At 71.3% G+C, this 15,372-nt stretch carries 11 protein-coding genes and 1 pseudogene; 1 reads left to right on the top strand and 11 read right to left on the bottom strand.

The genetic code is table 11. The features are described from left to right. Positions 1 to 124: 124 nt before the first annotated feature. On the bottom strand, positions 125 to 793 hold the full coding sequence (locus tag Vse01_RS13045) for a dienelactone hydrolase family protein (RefSeq protein WP_093404160.1): 669 nt from the start codon (positions 791 to 793) through the stop codon (positions 125 to 127). Positions 794 to 983: 190 nt separating this feature from the next. On the opposite strand from Vse01_RS13045, the gene Vse01_RS13040 reads away from it, so the two are divergent. Next, positions 984 to 1,139 (top strand): hypothetical protein, encoded by a 156-nt coding sequence (locus tag Vse01_RS13040; protein ID WP_373870668.1) that lies wholly within the window; start codon positions 984 to 986, stop codon positions 1,137 to 1,139. Between the two features lie 16 nt (positions 1,140 to 1,155). Here Vse01_RS13040 and Vse01_RS13035 read toward each other — a convergent pair whose 3' ends face one another. From Vse01_RS13035 to Vse01_RS12990, 10 genes and pseudogenes are all read right to left on the bottom strand, one after another. Continuing rightward, a complete protein-coding gene (locus Vse01_RS13035) occupies positions 1,156 to 3,531 on the bottom strand; it encodes a glycoside hydrolase family 65 protein (RefSeq protein WP_093404157.1) in 2,376 nt (791 codons plus the stop codon). After that, positions 3,528 to 4,280 carry an HAD family hydrolase gene (locus Vse01_RS13030; protein WP_093404155.1) on the bottom strand — a complete coding sequence of 251 codons (753 nt, stop codon included), beginning with the start codon at positions 4,278 to 4,280 and terminating at the stop codon, positions 3,528 to 3,530. Before Vse01_RS13030 ends, Vse01_RS13035 begins: the two co-directional genes overlap by 4 nt. Before the next feature lie 108 nt (positions 4,281 to 4,388). Then, positions 4,389 to 4,973, bottom strand: coding sequence for a hypothetical protein (locus tag Vse01_RS13025; protein WP_093404153.1), 585 nt, complete (start codon positions 4,971 to 4,973; stop codon positions 4,389 to 4,391). An 834-nt stretch (positions 4,974 to 5,807) separates the two neighbouring features. Next, the gene (locus tag Vse01_RS13020) at positions 5,808 to 6,272 is read right to left on the bottom strand and encodes a DUF4442 domain-containing protein (protein WP_093404152.1); all 465 of its coding nucleotides are present in this window, start codon (positions 6,270 to 6,272) and stop codon (positions 5,808 to 5,810) included. Between the two features lie 104 nt (positions 6,273 to 6,376). After that, positions 6,377 to 7,678 (bottom strand): ABC transporter ATP-binding protein, encoded by a 1,302-nt coding sequence (locus Vse01_RS13015; protein ID WP_093404150.1) that lies wholly within the window; start codon positions 7,676 to 7,678, stop codon positions 6,377 to 6,379. 145 nt (positions 7,679 to 7,823) lie between these two features. Further along, on the bottom strand, positions 7,824 to 10,013 hold the full coding sequence (locus Vse01_RS13010) for a bifunctional glycosyltransferase/CDP-glycerol:glycerophosphate glycerophosphotransferase (RefSeq protein ID WP_093404149.1): 2,190 nt from the start codon (positions 10,011 to 10,013) through the stop codon (positions 7,824 to 7,826). 15 nt (positions 10,014 to 10,028) lie between these two features. After that, positions 10,029 to 12,098, bottom strand: coding sequence for a DUF5941 domain-containing protein (locus Vse01_RS13005; protein ID WP_093404148.1), 2,070 nt, complete (start codon positions 12,096 to 12,098; stop codon positions 10,029 to 10,031). Beyond that, positions 12,095 to 12,700: pseudogene (locus Vse01_RS13000) on the bottom strand (ABC transporter ATP-binding protein); the annotation flags it as partial. The gene Vse01_RS13005 and the pseudogene Vse01_RS13000, both read right to left, overlap by 4 nt. 140 nt (positions 12,701 to 12,840) lie before the next feature. After that, positions 12,841 to 13,668: an ABC transporter permease gene (locus tag Vse01_RS12995; protein ID WP_093404221.1), complete on the bottom strand. Its 828-nt coding sequence runs from the start codon at positions 13,666 to 13,668 to the stop codon at positions 12,841 to 12,843. Between the two features lie 118 nt (positions 13,669 to 13,786). Next, positions 13,787 to 15,196 carry an L-serine ammonia-lyase gene (locus Vse01_RS12990; RefSeq protein WP_093404146.1) on the bottom strand — a complete coding sequence of 470 codons (1,410 nt, stop codon included), beginning with the start codon at positions 15,194 to 15,196 and terminating at the stop codon, positions 13,787 to 13,789. Positions 15,197 to 15,372 lie beyond the last annotated feature (176 nt).

Genomic DNA, 15,372 nt, shown 5'->3' with positions numbered 1-15,372 from the left:
GGGGGCCGGGGGCCGGGGGCCGGGGGCCGGGGCCGGGGGCCGGGGCCGGGGGCCGGGGGCCGGGGGCCGGGGCCGGGGCCGGGGCCGGGGCCGGGGCCGGGAAGCAGGATCACGGGTGGGGGTCTCAGGCGGAGGCGGGTTGGGGGTGCAGGTGGTCGTGGAACCAGTCAGCCGCGGCCTCGGCGACCTGGTCCAGGGTGCCCGGTTCCTCGAAGAGGTGCGTAGCGCCGGGGATCACCCGCAGTTCGGCCCGGGACGTCAGCTGATCGAGCGCCTGCTCGTTGAGGGTGATCACCTGCTCGTCGAGACCGCCGACGAGGAGCAGCGTGGCGGCGCGTACCTGGGCCAGCGCGGAACCGGCCAGGTCTGGACGACCACCGCGGGACACCACAGCTTGGACCAGGTCCGGCCGCCGCGCGGCGGCGACCAGCGCGGCGGCTGCCCCGGTGCTCGCGCCGAAGAGGCCGACCGGGGTCGTCCCGAACGGCCGCTCGGTGGCCAGCCAGTCCACGATCCCGGCGAGGCGGTCGGCCAGCAGCCCGATGTCGAAGCGCAGCTCGGCGGTGACCGCGTCCACCTCGTCCTCGGCGGGGGTGAGCAGATCCACCAGGACGGTGCCGAACCCGGCCCGGTTGAGCTGGTGAGCCACCGCCACGTTGCGTGGACTGTGCCGGGAACTGCCACTGCCGTGCGCGAACAGCACCGCGCCGACCGGCTCCGCCGGCACCAGCAGATCGGCCGGGAGCAGGACCTCACTCGCCGGGATCGTCACCGCTTCGTCGCGTACGTCCATCTCGCCCCCCAGTGGCCGACTCACCCTGCCGGATACCCGGCGCGGCCGACGACAAGCCCTTCGGTCGCCCTGGGAGCGGGTTTGCGTCGGGGGGTGCCGGGTAGCCGACGGGCGACCGCAGACGGACCGGCGTCACCGGCGCCGCCGACAGATCGCGAGGACCGTCATGCCGCATCACCAGCGTGAGCCTGTGCAGTCCGCCGCCGAACGCGAACGGCGGGAACAGGGCGACAAACGCGGACGGGACTGGGCGGACGACGCGGCCCAGGCGCGTTCGGCCGACGATCCCCGGGCGAGGACGCCCCACGACGCCACCGGCCGCCCTTCCCAGGGCGAGCCCATCTGACGGCGACGCAGCCGGGTCAGGCCGGGTTCTCCGGCAGCCGGAGCAGGGGTGCCCGACCGGGTGCCTGCTCCGGCATCGGCAGGTCCGTACGTGGCGGCGGATTCGGTACGGTCACCGGCTCGTCGCAGGTGACGCGCACCGGTTTGCCGTGGTGCCGCAGCTCGATGACGGCGTCCGGGGCGGCGTGGTGCAGGGCGTACGTAGTGTCGTGGCCGCGTACGTCGACCCGCAGCCTCATCCCGCACCACTGGAGCGAGAACGACAGGCCGTTGAGCCGGCTCGACAGGCAGGGCGCGAAGGACAGCGTTCCGTCATGGTCCCGTAGGCCGCCGAACCCGGCGACCAGCGCGATCCAGGCGCCCGCGAGCGAGGCCATGTGCACGCCGTCGCGGGTGTTCTCGTTCAGGTCGTGCAGGTCCATCAGCGCGGCCTCGCGCAGGTAGCTGTGCGCCAGATCGGAGTAGCCGACCTCCGCCGCCAGCACCGCCTGCGTACAGGCCGACAGGGACGAGTCGCGGACCGTACGTCGCTCGTAGTAGAGGAAGTTGCGCAGCTTCTCCTCCGTGGTGAAGGCGTCGCCCCGCCAGTGCATGGCCAACTCCAGGTCAGCCTGCTTGATCACCTGTTTGCGGTACAGGTCGAAGTATGGATAGTGCAGCAGCAGCGGGTACTTGTCGGGCGGGGTCTGCTCGAAGTCCCACTCCTGCAACCGGGTGAAGCCCTCCACCTGCTGGTGCACCCGGAGTTCCTCGTCGTACGGGATGTGCATGGCCGCGGCGGCGTCGCGCCACGCGGCGGCCTCCTCGTCGGTGACCCGGAGGTGGAACGCCTCGTCGCGGTACCGCATCGCCACCTCGGCGGCGGTCAGCAGGTTCCGCTGGGCCATCAGGTTGGTGTAGATGTTGTCGTTCTTGACGGCGGTGTACTCGTCGGGACCGGTGACCCCGTCGACGTGAAAGTTGCCGGCGCGGTCGTGGTGCCCGAGCGAGCGCCACAGCCGGGCGGTCTCCACCAGCAACTCCAGCCCGATCTCCCGCTCCAGTTGCCGGTCGCCGGTCACCAGCACGTAGCGGCGCAACGCGTCGGCGATGCCGGCCGCGATGTGGAAGGCGGCGGTGCCCGCCGGCCAGTAACCCGACGACTCCGGCCCCTCGATGGTGCGCCACGGGAAGGCGGCACCGGCCAGGTTGAGCGTCCGCGCCCGCTCCCGGGCCTGCTCCAGGGTGGAGAAGCGCCAGTACAGCGCGTCCCGTACGGCGGCGGGATGGGTGTAGGTCAGCACCGGCAGGACGAACATCTCGGTGTCCCAGAACGCGTGCCCGTCGTACCCGGGGCCGGTGAGCCCCTTGGCCGAGATGGGTCGGCGTTCCGCCCGCGCGCCGGCCTGGAGCACGTGGAACAGGCCGAACCGGACCGCCTGTTGCACCTCCGGATCCCCGTCGACCACGACGTCGGCGGCGTCCCAGAATTCGTCCAGGTACTCCCGCTGCTCACGGACCAGCCCGTCCCAGCCGTCCAGCTTCGCCGCTGCCAAAGCGGCACCGACCTGGTCGCGCAGGGCCGGCAACGAGCGCCGGCTGGACCAACCGTAGGTCAGGTACTTGACCACCTGGAGCTTCTGCCCCGGCTCCAGCACGCACGCCACAGTGGTACGGACCCAGTCCTCGTAGCCTTCGGAGCCGACGGACGTCCGGGCCGGCGAGGCCACCTCGTGGTCCATGGCGGCGGCGACCCGCAGCCCGGAGACCTTGGTCTGATGGATCAGCAGCCCACCGGCGGGAGTGGTCAACTCCTCCTCCGCCTGCAACGGTGACTCCAGCACCGCGGCGACGCGCGGGTCGCGGCTCTGTGGCGGCAACGTCTCGTTGGCCACCAGCTCCGACTGAATGATCAACCGCAGCGGCTTGTCGTCGGCCACCTCCACCTCGTAGCGGATCGCGGCGACCGAGCGCTGCCGGAAGGAGACCAGTCGGGTGCTGTTCACTCGGACCTCGCGGCCGGCCGGCGAGCGCCAGTGCAGCGACCGGTGCAGGGTGCCGGCGCGCATGTCGAGGATCCGCTCGTGGGCGAGCACCTCGCCGTAGCGCACGTCGAGCGGCTCGTCGTCGACCATCAGCCGGATGAGCTTGCCGTTTGTGACGTTCACGATGGTCTGGCCGGACTCGGGGAAACCGAAGCCGGCCTCCGCGTACGGCAGGGGCCGCAGCTCGTAGAACGAGTTGAGGTAGGTGCCGGGCAGCCCGTGCGGCTCCCCCTCGTCCAGGTTGCCGCGCAGCCCGACGTGTCCATTGGAGAGTGCGAACACCGACTCGGACTGGGCGAGCACGTCCATGTCCAGCCGGGTCTCCCGGACGTGCCACGGTTCGACCGGATACGCCCGCTCCCGGATCACTCGGGCCGCCCGGTGTCGAGCAGGTCTCCGAGGTCGTCGACCACCACATCGGCGCCGTGTGCGCGCAGTTCGTCGGCGTGGCCAGCCCGGTCCACGCCGATCACGTACCCGAAACCGCCGGCCCGGCCGGCTTCGACGCCAGCCAACGCGTCCTCGACCACAGCCGCCTTCTCCGGTGCCACGTCGAGCAGTTTCGCCCCGGCGAGGAAGGTGTCCGGGTGCGGCTTGCCGCGTAGCCCCTCGGCTCGGGCGGTGAGTCCGTCCACCCGCGCCTCCAGCAGCGGCTCCAGGCCGGCGGCGGCGACCACCTCACGGCCGTTGGCGCTGGCCGTGACGACCGCCCGCCGCAGCCCCGCCGCGGCCACCGCCTTGAGGTACGCGACCGAGCCGGGATAGACGTCCACTCCGATGGTGCGGATCCGCTCCAACACCATGGCGTTCTTCTGGTTGCCGAGGCCGTGCACGGTCTGGGCCCCCGGCGGATCCTCCGGTGCGCCCTCGGGCAGGGTGATGCCGCGGGAGGCGAGGAAGGTCCGCACCCCGTCCAGACGGGGGCGACCATCGACGTAGCGGTGATAGTCCGGCCCCGGATCGAACGGTCGGTACGGTTCACCGGTGGTGGCCGACCGCCGTCTCAGGTAGTCGTCGAACGTCTCGGTCCAGGCGGCGTTGTGCACCCGGGCGGTCTGCGTGAGCACCCCGTCGAGGTCGAACAGAACAGCGGTCACATGATCAGGCAGGCCGAGCATCGTATCAATCTATCCGCCGACACGTACCGGCAAACGCACTTCCACGGATACCGGCGCGGCGGTGTGCGGGGTGCAGTCAGTCGACCGCACCCGGTTCACCTCGCGTGGTCAGAGTCCGGCTGCGGAGTCGTACCGACGGCGCAGGTCGGCCATCTCGGACGCCTCCAGCGCCTCCTTCTCCGCCAGTTCCGCGTACTTGGCCGGGAACATCTGCCGCAGCCGGTCGATGAACCGGGTGTCCTCGGTCGCCTCGACCACCTCGATGCCCGCCGGCTCGGTGGACATGTCGATGATCACCGGGCCGGCCAGTTTGACCGCCCAGTCCCAGGGGCGCCCCTGCTCGGCGACCCCGCAGAGATGGAAGCCGTAGACCGTCTGCACGTCAGCGAGCACGGTGACCTCGGCCGGCTCGAAGCCGTAGACGTGCACGCCGCAGATCACCGCGGGCTTCGTCTCCTCGCCGTTCGCCACCTGCTGGATGTCGTGCCCGGCATGATTGTGCTGCTCCGGGTCCGCCTCCTCCAGCGTGGTACGCATCCAGTTCATGATCTGCCCGTGCAGATCCGGCGGCTCCGTCTTCGAGCTGGCCGAGCTGACCAGTACGACAGCGCCCGCCGACACCACCAGCAGGATCGCCGCCGCCCACACGTAGCGGTGTCGGAGCCACCCTGCGAAACTCTCCCGGGAAATCATGATCGCTTCTCACCTCGTCGCCGGTTCTGTGCTTTGCGGACCACTGGGACGCCTCCGGCGGGTCGACGCTCGACCGCCTCGGTCGACGCGCAGACGCATGCCGGTGATACGAACGGTGGAACACCGTGCCCGGGTAGGTGTGACCGGTGAAGTTGGCCCAGGTGAGCGGCGCGCAGGCATCCGCCCGAGCGATGCGCAACCGGCACTGCGTTGACTCCCGTGCTGGCCGTGCTCAGCGCGTTTGCCCCCGCGCTGCGGCGATATGAGCCATTCCAGCACGCTTGGGCCCGCTCCGGCAACATCGACGACCCTCAACGGTCTCGACGACAGCCTCAACGGTCGCGGCAGCGGCGCTCAATCCGATCATCGCCGCACGACCCGACGACCTCCCAGTCACCCGGCACCCGGCACCCGGCACCCGGCACGATCCCCAGGCGCAGGGGCACCCGGCACGATCCCCAGGCGCAGGGCAGGCGCAGGATGCCGCATGTCGGGTGATCCCCGAGTCAGGAAGCCCCAACATGCCGCATGCCGCGCGCGCAACCAGAGGGAGGGGGCGGCGAGATGCCGCGCGCAACCAGGACAGGAGGGGGCGGCGAGATGCCGCATGTCGGGCCATCACCAGGACGGGAGAGGACGAGATGCCGCATGTCGGGCCATCACCAGGACGGGAGAGGGCGAGATGCGGCATGTCGGGCCGCCATGAGGACAGAAGCACCCGACTTGCGGCCATGTCGGGCGTGCGACCAGGATGCGACGGAGCGACTTGCGGCAGGTTGGGGGCGACTGAGGCGGGGGTGTTGCGGGCCCGAGCGGCAGGGTGAGCTTGCGCGGTCAGTTCGGGCGAAGGGTCCAGATGACGATCATTTCCGAGGTCGGCTTGCCTTCCTCGGTGGCGATCTCCACGCGTACCGGAAACTCGGGTCGCTCGCCGGCCTCGAGTTCCGCGACCACCTCGGCCGGCGGGCGACCGAGCCGCGCCGTCGCTCGCACCGGGCCGAGGGCGAGCTTGCGGTACGCGATCTCCGCCCGCACCGCCAGCGGCGTGGCCCGGTCGAGCAGGTGACCGAACGCGGCGAGCACCACCGCACCCGAGGCTGTCTCTCCGAGGGTGAACATGGCCCCGGCGTGCGGGCCACCGATGTGATTGTGGGTGGCCGGCGAGTCGGGCAGCCGGACCACCGCCCGGACCGAACCCTCCGCCTCCGGGGCCACCTCGACGAATTCGAAGCCGAGCGTACGGGCGAAGGGCACCGCCTCAAGCATGCCGGCCGCCACCTGCCGCGAGTCGATGGTCATACCCAGACGCTACCCGTCGGTAACTTCCCCGGCAAGGAGCCATTCGTGGCAGTGCAGGCGGCCGACACGCCGACTCCGGCGCACCCGGACTGCCACGAATCGGGTCAGCGCCAGCCGACGTCGATGCGGTCGCCGCGCTCGTCGAAGAAGTGCAGGGCGTCCATGCGTACCTGGACCGCGAGCGGATGGCCGGCGGTGACGGCGGGGTACGGCGCGAGGCGGACCGCGAGTTCGGCCGGGCGGCGGTGGTGCCGGCCCGGGTCGTGCAGCACGCTGGTCCGGCTGCCGTTGGTCGCCTGGGTCGTCGGCTCGTTGGCCCGGCCGGTGATCCGCTGCATCACCTGGCCGAACCGGCGCAGGCCGCGCTGGCCGGGCGGAGCGTCCGCATCCACCGGGGCACCGATGTCGTCCACCATGATGGCGGTCGCACCGATGTCGAGGAAGGCGAGCGACTCGTGGCCGTGGTGTTCGAGGTAGCGGATGCGACCCTGGAGCACGTCACCGGGGGTGTCCGGGGCGACCGGGGTGAGTGCCTCGGCCCGCATCCCGACCACGATCCGCTCGCCGTGGTAGTGCGCCACGGCCCGGCTGCGGATGTCGTCCCAGGGCAGGTAGAGCGCCTGCTCCCCGAGGGTGAGCGTGACGTAACGATCGAGGTGGACGTAGACCGACGCCTCCAGCAGGTTCATCCGGGGGCTGCCCAGGAACGCGGCCACGTAGAGGGTCGCCGGTCGGCCGTACACCTGGGTCGGCGTGCCCACGTCCTGGAGAACGCCCTTGCGCATGATGGCGACCCGGTCGGCCATGGTCAGCGCCTCGGCCTGATCGTGCGTCACGTAGATGGTGGTGACCCCCAGTTCGCGGGTCAGGCCGGAGATCTCCGCCCGCAGTTCCGCGCGCAGGCCGCTGTCCAGGTTGGACAGGGGTTCGTCCATCAGGAACAGCCCCGGCCGGCGGACGATCGCCCGGCCCATCGCGACCCGCTGCCGTTGCCCACCGGAGAGCTGGCTGGGGCGCCGTGCCAGTACGTCACCGATGCCGAGGGCGCTGGCCACGTCGGTGACCCGCTCGCCGCGCGGGGTCGGCTCGACCCCGGCCAGTTTGAGCGGGAAGGCGATGTTGTCGTTGACGCTCATGTGCGGGTAGAGCGCGAAGTCCTGGAAGACCATCGCGATCTTCCGCTCCCGGGGCGGCAGGTCGTTGGCGAGTTCCCCGTTGAGCATCACCGCGCCCGAGGTCGGGTCCTCCAGGCCCGCGACCATCCGCAGCACCGTCGACTTCCCACAGCCGGACGGCCCGAGCAGCACCATGAACTCACCGTCGTTCACGTCCAGATTGATGCTGTCGACCGCGACCGTGCCGTCGCGGAAGACCTTTGTGACGTCCTTGAGCGCGACGGTGGTCACCGTCTCCTCCCCACCTCGTCCACGGAACCCCGAATGACTGTGGCCAGGATCATGCGGATGGCACATCGGGTAAACGTGCCATGTTTGAATCGTGACAGACCTATTACGTTCCATCGATTAGCGGCGATTGTGCGGAACTTCCAACTCAGACCAGGTTCTCCCCGAGGAACACCTGGCGTACCACCCGCTCTGCGGCACGCCCGTCCTCCAGAGCGCAGAACCGCTCCCGGAAGCGTGCCCGGGCCCGCTCGGCGTCGGGTGACCGCAGCGCACCCGAGCGGAACACGTCGAGCAGTTCGGTGAAGGTCCGGGCCACCGGGCCGGGCGGCTCGGCGACGATGTCCAGGTAGACGCCCCGGGTCAGCCGGTAGGCGTCCCAGTCCGGCGCGTAGATGACGATCGGCCGGTCCAGGACGGCGTAGTCGAACATCGCCGACGAGTAGTCGGTGACCAGCACGTCGGCGGCGAGGTAAAGGTCCTCGACCCGGGGGTGGGCGCTGACGTCCAGGAGCCGACCACGGGCGGTCGGAGGTGGCAGCCGCCGGTCCCGGTCGTGGAAGTAGTGGCTGCGCATCAGCAGCAGGCCGGTAGGGCCCAGCGCGTCCAGGAAACGCTCCGGGTCGAACGGCGGCCGGTACCGGGGCAGATGCTCCCGGTGGGTTGGCGCGTACAGCACGACCTGCTCACCGAGGCCGGCGTCGAGCTCCGCGCGCAGCCGCAGCACTTCCTCGGGGCTTGCGGTGACCAGCCGGTCGTTGCGCGGGTAGCCCACCTCCAAGGTGGCGTACCCGGCCGGATAGGCGCGTTCCCACATCTGGGTGGAGAAGCTGTTCGAGGTGACGCTGTAGTCCCACCGGTCCACCCGGCGCAGCAGCCCGGCGTAGTCCATCCCACCCGCGCCCAGTGGATAGCGCTGCTGGTCCAGCCCCATCACCTTGACCGGGGTGCCGTGGTGGGTCTGCACGTGCACCGTGCCGGGCCGCTTGCGTACCGAGTCCGGGAAGTTGACGTTGTTGATCAGCCATCGGGCCCGGGCCAGCGCCCGGTGGTACGCGGGAGTGCCGGCGACCACGTACTCGACTCCCTCCGGAAGCGTGTGCACCCGGTCGCGCCGGACGATCCACACCCCCCGGACCTGCGGTGCCAGCCGGCGGGCCGCCTCGTAGACCGCGGCGGGATTGCAGGCGTAGCCGCGATACCAGTACGCGGCGTAGACGGCCAGGTTCTCCTCCACCGGCCGACGCCGCTCGGCCCGCTGGTACTGGCGCAGCACCGCGTCACGCGCACGCCGCACGCCGACCCGAGCCGGTGGCAGCACCCGACGGCGGGCCCCGCCGGCAACCCGGCGAACGGTCTCTCCCGCCCGGCTCGCGGTCCGCAACGCGCTGAACGTACGCCACCTGCCGGCCGCCACCAGCCGGTGCTTGAGCCCCGCCACCCCAGCCGGCACCCGGTGTCCGTCGGGTGGCCGGAACCGGGCGTGCTCGATGGCGACCCGGGAAAAGAAGGTCGGTCGCAGCTCGGGCCCGATCCGGTCGCCGTTGCCGAGCACCACCAGGTAGTGCCACATCATCCGCTCGAAGATCGCCGGCCGCAGTTCCTCGGCCCCGAGCCGATCCAGTTCCCGGAACACCCGGTGCCACTGCTCGAACACGTCGAAGTGGCGCTCGCCGCGGGTCCTCGTGATCGCCCCTGCCCGCCGCTGCCGGTAGTTCACGCAGACCAGGTCCAGCACGCCGATCCGGTCGGCGGCCAGCAGCGTCGGGTAGCTGAAGGAGACGTCCTCGTACCAGCCGGGCGCGAAGCGCAGCCCCGTGTCAGCCAGGAACTGCCGCCGGACCAACCGGTTCCACGCGGTGTGCAGCAGCTTCACCGTCTCTGGCCGCTCGACCAGCCGGAACGTGACAGGACCGGGCGGGATGGGAAAGACCTCGGCCATGGCGCTGCGGGTCACCGTGTCGTCCCAGTGCGCGCGTACGTGGTCGACGAGCAGCACGTCCGGCCGGGTCTCGCGCAGTCGGGCGGCCACCTCGACCAGGCAGTCCGCCGTCAGCCAGTCGTCGCCGTCGACGAACCAGACGTACTCGCCGACGGCCCGGTCCAGCCCGACGTTGCGCGCCGGGCCGAGCCCGACGTTGCGGTCCAGGCGTACGGCGGTCACCCGGTCGTCGCGATCGGCGTACTCGGCGAGGATGTCGCCGCTGCCGTCCGGGGAGCAGTCGTCGACCCCGATCACCTCGATGTCGGCAACCGGTTGCGCGAGAATCGAATCCAGGCATTCCCGCAGATAGCCCTGCACCCGGAAGGCCGGGACGACGAAGCTGACAAGCGTCATCGTCCCGGCCCCTCCTCAGCGCGTCGCGCGACCTCCCGCACCCGCCGGCACCTGCGCGGCACGTACCGGCCGGACCACCCAGGCCAGCACCACACTCGCCACGAACAGGGCCAACAGGTAGATACCGAGTGTAGCCAGACCAATACTCACGATTCCGGCGATCGCCGCCAGTGCCAGTACCGCCGAACGCCCCTCCCAGCCGAGTGTGGCGGCGTGCAGCGGCGGTGCGGGCTGCCGTTTCTCCAGCCGGGCGACGAGATCGTAGTGATGCAGGGTGAGCACGAAGAGGTACCCGAAGATCAGCCAGAAGGGTGCTCCGCCGATCAGCCCGACCGCGATGGCGAACAGGAACTCGGCCGCCCGCAGCGCCGCCGGCACCAGCCAGTCCAGCGGCCCGTTGTGCGCCGCCCGCGCCCCGGCCGCGCCGACCAGCAGCACCAGCAACGCCACCAGCACCGCGACCCAGCGAAGCCACGGCGGCACGCCGTTCCCGCTGGCGTCCACCAGCGTCACCAGCAGCAGGATCGCCGCGCCGAGCGCCGCCACCACCGCGAGCGCCAGCGGCCCCGGCCGCCGCAGCACCGGTAGCCGAGCGGCCAGCGGGCCGTCGTCGCGGTGCAGGGTCGCGTCCAGCGTGTCCAGCACCGGCACCCACATCCAGCGGGCCCGCAGGGTACGCAGCGCGCCGGTGTACGCGAACGCCAGCACACCCCAGGTCAGCACCGCGAACAGGGCGATCCGCTGGTCGAAGAGCGCCACGGTCAGCGAGATCAACGCCCACCGCTCCCCGATCGGGAAGACCACCGTGCGCTTGAGCCAGTACGACACCGAGCCGGCGTCGGCCTGCACCCGGGTCGACGCGGCGTTCAGCCGGTCACCGATGCCGCCGCCACCAGCACCGACGCTCTTCGGCCGGCGTGCCGCCTCGTCGTGCAGCACGCCGTACCACGCGTCGGTCATGTGCCGCACGGTCTGCAGCGTCATCGCGGCGATGGCGAGGGCCCAGCCGTACCGGAACCCGGCCTGGGTCGCGCCGAGGCCGAGCCCGGCGTAGACGAGGTACTCCTTCGCCCGGTCGGCCATGGTGTCCAGCCAGCCGCCCCAGGCGCTGAAGTTGCGGGTGTAGCGGGCCAACTGGCCGTCCACGCAGTCCAGCACGAACCCGAGGTAGAGCAGCACCGCCCCGACGACCAGCAGCGGCCGGCCACCGGCGGCGAACATCGCCGCCGCGGCCACCGCGAAGGCCACCGACACCATGGTCACCGCCGTCGGGCTCAACCCCAGCCGGGCGCAGAGCTTGGTGACGTACGGCGACCAGGTGCTGACGAAGTAGGTGGTGAAGAAGTCGTCCTTCTCCTTCACCGACAGCCGCAGCTCGGCCCGGTCCTCGTCGACCGCAGCCACCGCCGCCTCCGCCCGGGCCAGCTCCGCGGCCTCGTCGACCCGGTGCGCGACGAGCAGGCGTACCCGGTGCGCGAAGACCAGCGCGCCCTGCCCGGTGAGGGCGGCGAAGAGCTGGTCCACGACGGGCCCCGCCGGTGCATCCGGGCGGGCGGCCGGTTCGACCGGTCCCGCCCGCTCGGCCGGTCCGGCCGACTCGAACAGCTCGACCGCGACGGCTCCGGCCGGTAGCCGACCGGCGGCGACCGCACGGGCGGCGGCCACCAGCGCCGGTACGTCCTCCCGGCCGACCCGGACCGCGCCGCCGAAGACGCCGGTGGCCGCACCTCCCACCAACTGGTCGGGGCGGCCCGCCTCGACCACCTGGCCACGCTCCTCGCGCAACACTGTCCGTCCAGCGCTGGGCGGATCGGTCAGCACCAGCGCCACGCTCGGCCCGACCGGACTGGTCAGCAGGTGGCGCAGTACGGCCGTGTGGGCGGCCAGGTCGGCCCCGCTGATCACCACCGGGCCGGTCGCCGAGCCGGCCAGCTCGGCCAGCTCGTCCAGGTCGGCGGCCACCCGCACCTCGGCCGCACCGGCTTGGCGCCACTGACCGGCCAGCCGTTCGCCCATGCTCCCGCCGGTACCCGTCGGCAGGCTCGCGGCCGGTGATCCGGCGGCGAGCACGATCGCGAGGGTCACCGGGGAACCGCGTCGTGGTACGCGGCCAGCGCCTCGGCGATCGTGCCGTCGACGCTCAGCCGACCCGCGTCGAGGTAGAGCCCCCGACGGCAGAACCGGGTCAGATCCTTTTCGTTGTGTGACACCAGCACCAGAGTGCGCCCCTCCCCGAGCAGCCGATCGATGGTCGTGTAGCACTTTTCCCGGAACTCGGCGTCGCCGACCGCCGTCACCTCGTCCATCAGCAGGATCGGGTGCGGCAGGTGCGAGATGATCGCGAAGCCGAGTCGCACCTTCATGCCGGACGAGTAGTGGCGTACCGAGGTGTCGATCGCCCGTTCCACCTGCTCACCGGCGAACGAGACGATGTCGTCGAAGTGCCGTTTCAGATAGCCCGACGAGAGCCCGTGCAGGCCGCCCACCAGGTACAGGTTCTCCCGCCCGGTCAGGTCGTTGGAGAAGCCGGCGGAGAGTTCCAGCAGCGGCGCGACGTCGCCGGAGACCCGGATCCGCCCTTCGTCGGGGATCAGCACCCCGGCGATCAGCCGTAGCAGGGTGCTCTTGCCGGTGCCGTTGCGGCCGATCACCCCGACGGTCTCCCCCGGCGCGATCGCGAAGGAGACGTCGCGCAGCGGCCAGAACCGACCGTCGTCGGCACCCCGCGTACCCCGGTGGATGAACAGCTCCCGCAGCCGCAACTGCCGGCGGCGGTTGCGGACGAACCGGATGCCGAGGCCCTCCGCCTCGATGATCGCCTCACTCATCAGAGTTCCTTGAGCACGGCGGGTTCGAGCCGGCGGAAGGCCCACCAGCCGGCCACGAGCAGCAGCACGCTGATGCCGACGGTGGTGGCGAGCATTCGGACGCCCGGGAACTCGTCCGGGTACCACACCGCGTGGTGCAGCTGGAAGATGCCGACCAGCGGGTTGAGTTCGTAGGTCACCCGGACCCAGCCCGGCAGGCCGGAGTCGTGGACCAGGCTCAACGGGTAGATGATCGGCGTGGCGTAGAAGAGCACCCGGATGACCAGGCGCATGAACCGTTCCACGTCGCGCATCAGCACGTTGAACGCCGACAGCAGCAACGCCAGCCCGATCAACAGGATCGCCTGCACCAGCACCGCGAGCGGCAGGGCGAGCAGCGACCAGCCCGGTTCGATCCGGCCCTGCGCCGCGTACCAGACCGCGATGGCGGCGAGGATCGGCAGGCCGGCGGCGTACTCCGCGAAGCGGCCGGCGACCCGGCCGATCGGGAATACCTGCCGGGGCACGTTCATCGTGGTGATCAACCGGGCCTGGCCGGTGAGCGCGTGGGTGGCCTCGCTCAGCGCCGAGCTGGTCCACATCCAGGCGAAGATCCCGGTGATCAGGAACAGCGGGTACGACCCGGCGGCCTCGCCGAGATACCGGTTGGTGTCGCGGGAGTAGAGCACACCGAAGACGAACCAGTAGATCGCACCCATGCCCAGCGGCTCGATCAACGACCAGAGGTAACCCAGCACCGACTGCTGGTACTTCACCGCCAGGTCGCGCCGGACCAGGATGCGCAGCGAGTTGCGGTGCGACCACAACGCCCCGACGCCAGAGGTCACCGCCGTCTCCCGCCTGGTAAGAGCCTCGGCCAGGACCCGCCTCGCCTCCACCGCCCTGCTGCCGGCCGCGCTGAACGGACGACAGGTTAGCAGCCGGTGAACGCCGCCCCACGAGCGCTCAGCACTCGATCACGTTGACCGCCAGGCCACCGCGCGCCGTCTCCTTGTACTTGACCTTCATGTCGGCACCGGTCTCCCGCATGGTCTTGATGACCTTGTCGAGCGAGACGGCGTGCACCCCGTCGCCGCGCAGCGCCAGCCGGGCGGCGGTGATCGCCTTGATGCTAGCCACCGCGTTGCGCTCGATGCACGGGATCTGCACCAGGCCACCCACCGGGTCGCAGGTGAGTCCCAGGTTGTGCTCCATGCCGATCTCGGCCGCGTTCTCCACCTGGGCCGGCGTGCCGCCCAGCGCCTCGGCCAGCCCGGCTGCGGCCATCGAACAGGCCGAACCGACCTCCCCCTGGCAACCCACCTCCGCGCCGGAGATGGACGCGTTCTCCTTGAACAGCACCCCGATGGCACCGGCCGCCAGCAGGAAACGCACCACTCCCTCCGCGGAAGCACCCGGTACGAACCGGGTGTAGTAGTGCAGTACGGCCGGGATGATCCCGGCCGCCCCGTTGGTCGGCGCGGTCACCACCCGGCCGCCGGCCGCGTTCTCCTCGTTGACGGCCAGCGCGAACAGCGTCACCCAGTCCATCACGTGCAGCGGATCCCCACCGGCGCCCGCTACCGGTCCGCCGGGCGCGGTCGCGGCCGGGGCGGCGTCAGCCTCCAGACTGCGACGCAGCTCGGCGGCACGGCGGCGCACCTTCAGGCCGCCGGGCAGGGTGCCGTCGCGGGTGCAGCCGCGCTCGACGCACTCCCGCATGACCCGCCAGATGTCGAGCAGCCCGGCGCGGACGTCCGCCTCGGCCCGCCAGGACACCTCGTTGGCGAGCATGACCTCGCTGATGGACAGCCCGGTCGCGGCGGTCACGTCGAGCAGTTGCGCGCCGGTGAGGAACGGGTACCGGACCGGGGTGCTGTCCGGCTTGATCCGGTCCGCCCCGGCGGCGGCCTCGTCCACCACGAACCCGCCACCCACGGAGTAGTAGGTACGCATCCGCACCTCGGCCCCGCCCACGTCGTACGCCGAGAAGATCATCCCGTTCGGGTGGTACGGCAACGACCGGCGGCGGTGCAGCGTCAGGTCCCGCTCCGGATCAAAGTCGATCTCGTGGGTGCCGGACAGGCACAGCCGGTGCTCCGCCCGGATCCGGCTCACCAGCGCCTCGACGCCGTCCGTGTCGACCGTCTCGGGCTCCTCGCCGGCCAGACCGAGCAGCACCGCCCGGTCGCTGCCGTGCCCGTGCCCGGTGGCGCCGAGGGAGCCGAACAACTCGGCCCGCACCCGGGCGGTGCCGGTGAGCAGACCGTCGGCCTTGAGCCCGGCGACGAAGGTACGCGCCGCTCGCATCGGCCCCACCGTGTGCGAACTGGATGGCCCGATACCCACACTGAACAGGTCGAACACGCTGATCATGACTGTGCCTTCTCGCCGTCGCCGGGGTCACCGGTCAGCGGCCGGTCATGGTCGGCTCCGTGCTGCGGACCCGACCCGGTCGTGGCCGGTCCTCGCTGCGGTCCGGCCCTGGTGACGCCCGGGTGCGGGCGTCCGACCGGCGAGCCTACTACCCAGGACGCGACCGTGACTGACGT

The sequence above is a fragment of the Micromonospora sediminimaris genome (assembly GCF_016863575.1).
GTDB classification, from domain to species: Bacteria; Actinomycetota; Actinomycetes; order Mycobacteriales; family Micromonosporaceae; genus Micromonospora; species Micromonospora sediminimaris.
The sequence above is the reverse complement of the archived record's forward strand: the minus strand, read 5'-3'. Positions and strand labels throughout refer to the sequence as shown.

What these genes read in the sequence shown, in the direction of transcription:
- Vse01_RS13045 (WP_093404160.1), bottom strand. Translation starts at nt 793, where the DNA reads ATGGACGTACGCGACGAAGCGGTGACGATCCCGGCGAGTGAGGTCCTG.
- Vse01_RS13030 (WP_093404155.1), bottom strand. Translation starts at nt 4,280, where the DNA reads ATGCTCGGCCTGCCTGATCATGTGACCGCTGTTCTGTTCGACCTCGAC.
- Vse01_RS13025 (WP_093404153.1), bottom strand. Translation starts at nt 4,973, where the DNA reads ATGATTTCCCGGGAGAGTTTCGCAGGGTGGCTCCGACACCGCTACGTG.
- Vse01_RS13020 (WP_093404152.1), bottom strand. Translation starts at nt 6,272, where the DNA reads ATGACCATCGACTCGCGGCAGGTGGCGGCCGGCATGCTTGAGGCGGTG.
- Vse01_RS13010 (WP_093404149.1), bottom strand. Translation starts at nt 10,013, where the DNA reads ATGACGCTTGTCAGCTTCGTCGTCCCGGCCTTCCGGGTGCAGGGCTAT.
- Vse01_RS12990 (WP_093404146.1), bottom strand. Translation starts at nt 15,196, where the DNA reads ATGATCAGCGTGTTCGACCTGTTCAGTGTGGGTATCGGGCCATCCAGT.